This window comes from Pectinatus brassicae, assembly GCF_014201835.1.
Lineage (GTDB): Bacteria > Bacillota > Negativicutes > Selenomonadales > Selenomonadaceae > Pectinatus > Pectinatus brassicae.
The window spans coordinates 59,825-69,249 of the sequence record NZ_JACHFH010000016.1; the positions used below are offsets into that span (position 1 = coordinate 59,825).

The 9,425-nt window shown below is 37.3% G+C and carries 10 protein-coding genes; all 10 read right to left on the bottom strand.

What is annotated here, in order from left to right; all coding sequences use genetic code 11:
• Nucleotides 1-7: 7 nt before the first annotated feature.
• Complete coding sequence (locus tag HNR32_RS07425) at nt 8-763, bottom strand: MlaE family ABC transporter permease (protein ID WP_375782633.1); 756 nt, start codon at nt 761-763, stop codon at nt 8-10.
• Nucleotides 764-874: 111 nt separating this feature from the next.
• Nucleotides 875-2,854 (bottom strand): SpoIVB peptidase S55 domain-containing protein, encoded by a 1,980-nt coding sequence (locus tag HNR32_RS07430; protein ID WP_183861244.1) that lies wholly within the window; start codon nt 2,852-2,854, stop codon nt 875-877.
• Nucleotides 2,855-2,875: 21 nt separating this feature from the next.
• Complete coding sequence (locus HNR32_RS07435) at nt 2,876-3,175, bottom strand: biotin/lipoyl-containing protein (protein ID WP_183861246.1); 300 nt, start codon at nt 3,173-3,175, stop codon at nt 2,876-2,878.
• A 75-nt stretch (nt 3,176-3,250) separates the two neighbouring features.
• Complete coding sequence (locus tag HNR32_RS07440) at nt 3,251-4,651, bottom strand: phosphodiester glycosidase family protein (RefSeq protein WP_183861248.1); 1,401 nt, start codon at nt 4,649-4,651, stop codon at nt 3,251-3,253.
• A gap of 114 nt (nt 4,652-4,765) precedes the next feature.
• Nucleotides 4,766-5,158 carry a rod-binding protein gene (locus tag HNR32_RS07445; RefSeq protein WP_183861250.1) on the bottom strand — a complete coding sequence of 131 codons (393 nt, stop codon included), beginning with the start codon at nt 5,156-5,158 and terminating at the stop codon, nt 4,766-4,768.
• 15 nt (nt 5,159-5,173) lie between these two features.
• The gene (locus tag HNR32_RS07450) at nt 5,174-6,286 is read right to left on the bottom strand and encodes a flagellar basal body P-ring protein FlgI (RefSeq protein WP_183861252.1); all 1,113 of its coding nucleotides are present in this window, start codon (nt 6,284-6,286) and stop codon (nt 5,174-5,176) included.
• Nucleotides 6,287-6,307: 21 nt separating this feature from the next.
• A complete protein-coding gene (locus HNR32_RS07455; RefSeq protein ID WP_183861254.1) occupies nt 6,308-6,907 on the bottom strand; it encodes a flagellar basal body L-ring protein FlgH in 600 nt (199 codons plus the stop codon).
• A gap of 14 nt (nt 6,908-6,921) precedes the next feature.
• A complete protein-coding gene (gene flgA / locus HNR32_RS07460; protein WP_183861256.1) occupies nt 6,922-7,899 on the bottom strand; it encodes a flagellar basal body P-ring formation chaperone FlgA in 978 nt (325 codons plus the stop codon).
• An 11-nt stretch (nt 7,900-7,910) separates the two neighbouring features.
• Nucleotides 7,911-8,705 carry a flagellar basal-body rod protein FlgG gene (gene flgG, locus HNR32_RS07465; protein ID WP_183861258.1) on the bottom strand — a complete coding sequence of 265 codons (795 nt, stop codon included), beginning with the start codon at nt 8,703-8,705 and terminating at the stop codon, nt 7,911-7,913.
• A 38-nt stretch (nt 8,706-8,743) separates the two neighbouring features.
• On the bottom strand, nt 8,744-9,425 hold a 682-nt coding region (locus tag HNR32_RS07470), incomplete at its 5' end, for a flagellar hook-basal body protein (RefSeq protein WP_183861260.1).

The window sequence follows — 9,425 nt, forward strand, 5'->3', positions numbered from 1 at the left end:
ATACTCCTCAACGATATAGAATCATTGATAAAAAACAATTAAAGAAAAATATTGCTATTATCGCATTAACTACCGATTTTGTCGTTGCCTTGCCGACACCTTCTGCGCCATTTTCAGCATACAGGCCATAATAACAGCCAATTATCGCTATTATTATGCCAAAGAATACTGCTTTTATTAATCCACCAGTAAAATCATGTGAAATTACAAAAACATCAATGGAACGCATATACATAAATGATGAAATATCATAATAATTAGCAATGATCCAGCCGCCAAACGAACCAATTATATCACCGAACACCACCAATAACGGCAGCATTATCATACAGGCCAGTAGCCGGGGAACTACTAAATAACCAATTGGATTTGTTGCCATAACCTTTAGCGCATCTATCTGTTCCGTCACCTTCATCGTACTTATTTCAGCTGTTATTGCTGCTCCTACCCGTCCAGCAGCTACTACTCCTGTTAAGACTGGACCTAATTCCCGTCCTACAGCAATTGTTACCACTCCGCCAATTGTTGATTGTGCCCCAAAGCGGATAAATTCTGCAGCCGTCTGCAAAGTCAAAACCATTCCCGTAAACAGCATTGTCAATGCAACTATAGGCAGTGTATCAACGCCCAAATGTGCCATTTGTCTTAAAACATGCCGCAGGCGAGGCATCTGTCGACACTGCTTTAATGTATCCAGCAGTAATAATATAAAACCTCCCCATATTGCTAATCTCTTTAAAATAAATGAACCGATTATTGCCATCTTAACCACCATCCTTTATTGTGGTCTATTTCATTATATCCTATTAAATGATTTTAACAATAAAAAAAAAAATAGTAAATACTAATTTACTATTTTTTTATATAATTACTATTAATCTTTTACTTTAAGCTTTATTCTAACAACATTATCAATAATATATTTAGTAGAAATTTTTTGCTTTGGTGCGACTGCACTTGCAGAATTCATCTGTCCATTTTGTTCCATTTTATTCTGCATTTTTATCGCATTTTCTACAGCTTTTTTTTGTTCTGCATCATTAGTAATCTGTTTAACAGCCCTATCGATGATTATCTCATTATTTTTATCTGTTTGTAAAAAATCCTGTATCTTAGTTTCTGCTGTTACACTTTTATCTTCTTCCGGGCTTAAATCTATCCCCTTCATAGCTAGTGCTGCTACCGGAACTAATCCACCGCCTCTTATTTCTAATACAAGATCACCTGTTTGCTGCTTAGGCACAGTATAAGGTACTAAAAGTTGTTCTTTAGCTGCACGATACGGTTGTAAAATAATTTTCAAATTAACTACTTCGCCAGGATGCACAATCAATTTATCTGGGATAACATTTAATATTGATGCTGTTTTTCTTTCATTATCAAAAGACATATCTACACTAATACCAGTAATATCATAATTTTTATGTTCATCACTGCAAATTATTGATAAAAGCTGACCTAATTCACTAACTGTGAATTGCCCAACATTAGCACTATTATAATACATATTACTTCTATCAATTTCGCCGCTGGAAACAGCATTAGTCATTATTTTAAATTTAATATTTGCTGTTCCAGCACTTAAACTATCGATAGTTCTGTCTAATGCCGCGTAAGATATACTTGCTGCTAAATTAGGCAGTAATTCTTCATCATAAGCAATACTTGAACCATATACCATATGCCTATTCAAATTTTTATCATCGACAGTAACTTTTACTGGTACTACCTGTGGATATTGCCCAAGGATACCGCTTACACCAGAATACCTATCCTGATTGATGCGTCCGATTATATGCCCCATCGATGACACTTTTTGTCCATTTACTACACCACTGGCTGTTCCTACAATATCAGCATCGGTCATAAAATAATTTACATTGCCGCGATATGTAAACGGATGACCAAAAGCTAATATTTTATTATTATCTATAGCTGTCACCGTTCCAACTGCTCCGACAGAAAAATCACCATAAGCAATAGCAACTCCCACTGAGCTGCCCGCATTGAGCGTATAATCTGATTTTACCAAACTATCCTGCTCGCCGCCATTTGTCATTAAATTCAAAGAATATGGCTGCATATTAAATGGCTCTAATTTTTCACTCAAAAACTCTCGTGCCGTATCAGAAAAACCACTTACATATAATGATATTGGATTTTTAGGTTTATCTAAGGAATCTGCCTCTGCACCATATTTTTTCTCCCAGTTGGCTGTATCGACAAATGTCACTTTTGCCGTATCTGTTTTTGCTGATTTGGAAAGCACTACCTGTGAAGAATTATCAGTATTTACAGTTGAACTGGTTTTACTATTTACATTTTTTTTGTCATTAGAGCCCACTTTTTTTAATATTGTTTCCAGATGTTTTTCATCTTCAGCCAGCTGTTGCTCATGACTGTTGGTATTAATTTTTACTTGATTGATTTTACCCTTGTTTTTTTCATCAGGAAAATTCCAAAGTTTCATCATATCTTCAATCGGCGTTATAAAAAATATATGCGGGTTGGTATCACTGCCAATACCTCTGGCCACAGCACCAATTAAATAACCATCAACATAAACAGGGCTGCCGCTCATACCATGAATTACCCCATTTGTATCATTCATCATATGGCCATATGCTCTGGCCATAATTTGCTTGGGTGCACCACCGCCATTGTCTTCGACTCCTATTATTTCCACATTGAAGCTTTCTATTTTATCTCCTTGGACAACAGTTTTGGCCGTCCCTATCATACCAGCATGAAGCTGCGCTGTTGTCATAATAGGAGGCATAGCAAAAACTGTCGTTGGTACGAATACCATTAGAAAAAATATTATTTTAGTAAATTGTTCTATTATCTTCCGCAAATTTTCACCTCAATTTGTGCCTTATTCTCTAATAATTTTTACTACAATTTGGCCATTTCCTATATTATCACCAGGATGAACCAAAACTTCCTGTACAATGCCGTCTGCCGAAGCCCGACAAGCTGTAATTTCACCAGTAAGTGTTGCTATATTTACCAACGCACTGCCCTGTTTAACCATTATTCCCGGCTGAATAGTCCATGATACTTTTCCTGATAAAATTGTCTTTTCATTTATCACCGATTGAGCCGATGCCTGTTGATAAATTCCTATAACCATCATCATACACAGCAATACTATCCAATATATGTTCTTTCTCATTTTAAGCACTTCCTTCCAAATGAGTTAATAATTATATATTTAATTATACATTAGCTAATCACAATAGCAAGGAATTTATTTTTTTAAGACTGATAAACCAACCCCTACCGGTCTTTGCCTTCCATCAGATGGCGAATTCACTATTTTATCATCAAGTACCATCTCCGACGAACCACCGCCATCAAAATTAATAGCATCCTGAGCTCCCATTTCCAGTAGTAATCCACTCAATTGCTTTAAGGTTAAACCATCACTGTCATCTTGTCTTCCATCAGCAACAACTAGCAATATATGTCCATCCTTTTTTATCCCTAATGCTGTTCGAGGTGATTGTCCTCCATAAACATCCGGGCCAATTTGTTCTTCAGTTGATGTTATATCAGTTTGACCATCTTTTATAAGACGTGGTCCTACACCAATTATTTGTAACGCTTTGTTCCATCTATCACTGCCAACATTATCATTTATTATCATTTCATCCCCAACTTTTAAATCCTGCAACGCATCCTTCATTGTACCATGGGCAGAAATAACCGTTTGATTTTCTTTAAGCCTTGTATCATTGGTATTAATAGCTACAATTTTATTATTTTCAACAACATACTCTATGCCATATTCATTAGTCTGAGTGCTGCTTCCATAAAATGAATTATATTCAATTATTGTATTAGCTTCTCTGTCACAGTTAACCCCATTGAGCGGAAAATCTCCCAATTTAGTATGAATACTGCCTTCATAATTAACTGTATCAATCATTGGTTTACCTGAATTATCTATACCAAAAGCAGTACGTGGCAAATATGTAGTACTCGCTATAATTCCATCGATTTTAGTAAGACCATAAACCTCTTTACTTTTGCCAAAGTATGATGCATTTACAGTTGCTACTGCTCCGTAATAATTATTCATATTCAGTACTGTATTTTTCCCTAGTTGACGACCACCACCTAATACTGGTACGAAATTATATTTATTAGGATCAATATCTAATATATATGCCCTCAATTTGCCGGCTTCATTATTTTGATAATATGTCGTATATTCTATACCATCATCTACTTTACTGGTCTGCATATACTGATAATATTTTTTTATATCAATAAATACTCTGTCAGGATTTTGCAGCACGTTGACCACATATGGCAATTTTTGCACTAAATTTATTGTTGCCCGACAGCCTGCCTGCGTATTTTCTAACTTAAAATCGCTTATTGTATCTTTATCTATATTAATATTTTTGTTTACTGCCGCGGCATTTACACCAGAAAAATCAACTATTATTTGTTGTCCATCATTTTGGACAGCAATATCATATGCCGGCAGTTTGTCAAATTGAAAAACAATTCGTGTATTTTCCGCTGATGTACTTGACCGCAGCTGAGTAAGTGTTATAGGGCGATTTGCCGCCAATGCACTCGTTTCGCAATACAGTAGCAGCATCAGCAAAAATATAAATATTTTATGTGTTCTCTTCAATTATTTTATCTCCTAAAATTACTTAAAAACTGCTGCAAAGAAAATATTCATATACAGCTAAAATATTTTCCTGCAGCAGTTTTATGTTTTTTATCTTATTTTGTTTATAAGATTTTATTTATATCTTTTGGCAGCAACTGCTGCTGGTTGTTTAACATTTTGCTTGCCTATTTGACGATAAAGCATATCAGCCAAACCTACACCGCCAGCATGAGCAAGATTTTTTGTCATTTCCGTCTCCTGCATTGAGCGCAAAATATTATCTGCATTAGAATCACCAAACAATGAATCCTTTGGTACTGTCTTACGCATTTCTTTATACATTAAATCTAAAAACAACGCTTCAAATTGCTCACAGGCCTCTTTTAATTTTGCATCATTTTTCTCTATTGCTGATGTTTTTGTGACTTTTTTTAGGTTTCCTGCCGTTTTAGCGAACTCATTTAACTGGGCCTGCTTTGCCTGTTCCACTGCTGGCGAAGCCATTATCGGATTTATTCCTTCCATTGCTAATTCCCTCTTTTAAATAACTTCTAACTCTGCATGCAGTGCACCTGCTGCCTTCATTGCCTGTAAAATAGCTATTATATCACGTGGCGTTGCTCCTACAGCATTAAGTGCCCCTACAACATCATTTACATTGGCTGTTGCATTTAAAACAACAGTATTGGCTTTTTCGGCAGTCACATTGGTAGATTGATTCTTAGTCACAATTGTGCTACCCATACTAAATGGTGCTGGCTGAGAAACATTAGTTGTCTTATCAATGCTCACGCTAAGTCCACCTTGGGCTATAGCCACCTTATCTACAGTAATATTTCCACCCATTACAATAGTTCCTGTACGTTCATTTACCACAACCTTGGCAATACTATCAGGCATTACCGACAGATTTTCAATATTAGCAACAAACCCTACTAGATTATTGCGATAATTCATTGGTATCATGACTTGCACTCGACCTGGATTTACCGCTGAAGCCACATTTCCGTAGCGGGCATTTATTGCATTAGCCACTCTGGCGGAAGTTGAAAAATCCGCATTATTAATCGATAAGGAAATGCTGCCATTTTGTCCTAAACTATCCTCAACGCTTTTTTCTACTATGGCACCACCAGCAGCTGTACCAACGGTAGTGATATTTTTACTGCGGCCGGCAGTAGAATATCCCCCAGTGGCAATAGGCCCCTGAGCCACTGCATATACCTGTCCATTACCAGCTTTTAATGGAGTCTGTAAAAGTACCCCGCCCGCTAAGCTCTTGGCATCTCCCATTGAAGAGGCTGTAAAATCAATATTATCTCCGGCATGGGCAAACGGTGGTAATGTCGCCGTTACCATTACAGCTGCCACATTTTTGGTTTTTAATGACGCTGAATTAATTGCTACACCAAAGTTTTTCAGCATATTAGCTACCGAAGTCAAAGTTTCCAATGTCTTATTGCTATCACCACTGCCCTGAAGACCTACCATCAAACCATAGCCAACCAACTGATTAGAACGTACCCCTTCTACTTTAGCAATATCCTTTATACGCGCCGACGATATATCAGCAGCAAAAATAATATTATGAGTAATTAGCGTCACTAAAAAAGCTGCTATTGAAAATATAATTTTCCCTTTATTATACAACATATTGTTCCCTCTTTATAAATTCTAGAAGAGTACATTTAATATCTGTGTTAAAATACCCTGTCTTTGTTTTGCATTAAGTGGCCCTTTACCGTCAAATGTCAAGGTAGCATCAGCTACTAAGTTAGATGATATCGTATTATCATTAGCAATATCATCTGGTCTGATTATTCCACGAAAAGTTATGCGATGTTCATTTTTATTTTGCCAAATAGACTGCGTACCTTGTACTATCATATTGCCATTTGGCTGCATATCAATCACTGTTACCGTTATTGTTCCACTTACTGAATTAGTATCTTTAGCCGAACCATTAGCTGTAAAAGTATCAGACTGATTAGCACTGGCAGCTGCCAAAAAATGAAATATTCCCACACCAGCCCCAAGAGAATTACTGCCACTTTTACCGTTACTCATCGCTTTTGTTGTACTTGTAGATGATGATTCATCTATTTTTATAGTAACAATATCGCCAATATCATGCGCTCTTCTATCGGCAAATAAATTTATAGCTCTTCCACTTTCTGAATTTGACCATAGTGACTGTGCCTGACTCACCGGTTGATTACAAATAAATACAACAAAAAACAAACTTGTAATTACTAAAATATGCTTTACTTTCATTATCTCACCTACGATTAATCCGTTAAATCTATCTGAACAGTTTGATCGTCGACTACCCTGCCACTGACGATATTACCTGTTCTTGTATTTCTAACTCTGATTATTTCACCTTCACTGCCGCTCATTAGAGCTACTCCCATTGTCTTAACCTGTAAGCCATTACCTTTGCCTACTATGTTTACAGGCATCCCACGTTTTATTATATCCGGCTTTACCAATGCAGTGCTATCTATAATATCGCCGATTTTAACTGGATGACGCAAAATCTTCCCTACTGCATTATCGATTACCGTAAGATAACTTTCACGTGTAGGGTTTATTTCTTTTTGTTCAATGGTTACATCGCTACCTACCAGCACATGATTAGCCGGTATAAATTTGGCTGCGACAACAACATCAGCAAAAGTATGTAATTGTATACGGCATATTATTTTTTCAACAGTTTCGCCTTTAACATTGATGTTTACATAGACTGGCGTAGGCACAGTGTATTTTAGGCCGTAAGGCAACTCAGCTGTCAATTCCAAGTTTCCCGGCGATACCACTACATCAGCAGGCGTATTAGTCTCTTCCAACGTCCATTTTCTGGATTCATGGTTTTTTATTAATTCATTTTTCATTTTTGCTTCGGCTGCTGTTAATATATCTGCTGCTAAAACTACCTGAGATTTTCGTTTGACAACTACACTTTCAGGTATAGCCCAAGTGATATTGCTTAAGTCAACTCTAGAAGACTGCAATTTTAAGCGCAATACATAATTACTTACAGTTTTTTCGTCACCAGGTTTTGCTATAAATCCTAAGTTTATATTTATGAGTTCCTGTAACCGTTGCGGATCACTGCAACCTATATCAGCAATGGATCCCAGCAATATGTCTTTCCCCCATATAACCCCCTTGTCATGTATAATAACAGTGGCTGGTGCAGCAGCAAAGGCCTTCGCCGTAAATAGCAATAATGAAATTGTTACTATTATATATTTTTTAAACATAACAATCCTAATTATCGTTTTAAATTATTAGCAATTTCCAGCATAGCATCAGATGTCGTTATTGCTTTGGAATTTGTTTCATATGCACGCTGCGCCACTATCATATTAACCATTTCATCGGCTACCTGTACATTGGACATCTCTAAATAGCCCTGTGTAATAGTCCCCGATCCATCTTCGCCTGGCGTACTTTCAATTGGTGCTCCCGAAGCATTTGTTTCATAAAAGATATTTTTCCCTTGTGCTGATAGACCTGCCGGATTAACAAAACGAACCACTGTTATCTGCCCTACTTCTTCAGCTGTTGTTTGTCCTGCTGGTGTTGCGCTGACGGTTCCATCAGAACCAATAGTTATTGTATCTGACGGTGCATCTTCCGGTATGGTTATTTCTGGTTCCAATGGATAGCCATCTGATGTAACTAAGCGACGTGTTTCATCTAGTTTAAACGAACCATCACGCGTATAGCCAATAGTACCATCAGGCATAGTCACTTGGAAAAATCCATCCCCATCAATCATCATATCAGTCGGATTGCCTGTTGACTGATAACTCCCCTGCGTAAAAATTCTATTTGTTGCTGACAATTTTGATCCATGACCAGCCTGCATAGCCGTAGGATAAGTTGTATCTGGTGCACTTGTAGCACCTGGTTGGCGCAGAGTTTGGTACATTAAATCCTGAAACTCAGCCCGTTGTTTTTTATAACCTGTTGTATTTACATTTGCCAAATTATTAGAAATTACATCCATATTTTGCTGTTGCGTAGTCATACCAGTGGCAGCAGTCCAAAGCGCTCTCATCATAATGATAAACTCCTCTCAAGCTTACATTTTATTCACTATTACGATACTCGACCCACTTCATTTACGGCTTTATCCAGCAACGAATCCTGCGTAGTAAGTGCCTTAGAATCTGCTTCGTAGGTGCGATAATTATTTATTAAATTAACCATTTCCTTGGCTACATTAACATTTGATTTTTCCAGCCACCCCTGCTGAATAGAACCTGTGGCTGTTCCTGGCTGAGCACCTTGCTGTGGACGATATAAATTATCGCCTTCTTTTATCAAAGCTCCTCTGTCAGCAAAACCGGCTATTTGAATCTGTCCTATTGCTTCCTCAGCAGCATTGGCCGCACCGTTGGCTACAGTGTTGACTGTTCCATCGGCTCTAATACTTATACTGGCTATATCTGGTGGTATATTTATCGGTCCGCCCTGAGTACTAAGCACTGCTTGGTTATTAGCTGTTACTAACTGACCTGCTGCTGAACGGTAAAAATTACCATCACGCGTATAACGTACACCTTGTGGTGTATTAATAGCAAAATAACCATCACCAGTTATTGCTAAATCCAAAGGACTGTTTGTATTTTCCAGTGAACCCTGGTCACGAATCACTGCAATTTCAGCAACTTTAGCACCACGGACTAAAGAACCAATAACAGGTGCACTACTATTTTCGGCAGCAACAGTACCTTCTAATAAATAATTTTTTGCTGTATCAATATTTTGTAAATCAAAT

Bases quoted from the DNA above. Each gene is read 5' to 3' on its own strand.
- HNR32_RS07425 (WP_375782633.1), bottom strand. From the start codon at position 763: ATGGCAATAATCGGTTCATTTATTTTAAAGAGATTAGCAATATGGGGA.
- HNR32_RS07435 (WP_183861246.1), bottom strand. From the start codon at position 3,175: ATGAGAAAGAACATATATTGGATAGTATTGCTGTGTATGATGATGGTT.
- HNR32_RS07445 (WP_183861250.1), bottom strand. From the start codon at position 5,158: ATGGAAGGAATAAATCCGATAATGGCTTCGCCAGCAGTGGAACAGGCA.
- HNR32_RS07450 (WP_183861252.1), bottom strand. From the start codon at position 6,286: ATGTTGTATAATAAAGGGAAAATTATATTTTCAATAGCAGCTTTTTTA.
- HNR32_RS07455 (WP_183861254.1), bottom strand. From the start codon at position 6,907: ATGAAAGTAAAGCATATTTTAGTAATTACAAGTTTGTTTTTTGTTGTA.
- flgA (WP_183861256.1), bottom strand. From the start codon at position 7,899: ATGTTTAAAAAATATATAATAGTAACAATTTCATTATTGCTATTTACG.
- flgG (WP_183861258.1), bottom strand. From the start codon at position 8,705: ATGATGAGAGCGCTTTGGACTGCTGCCACTGGTATGACTACGCAACAG.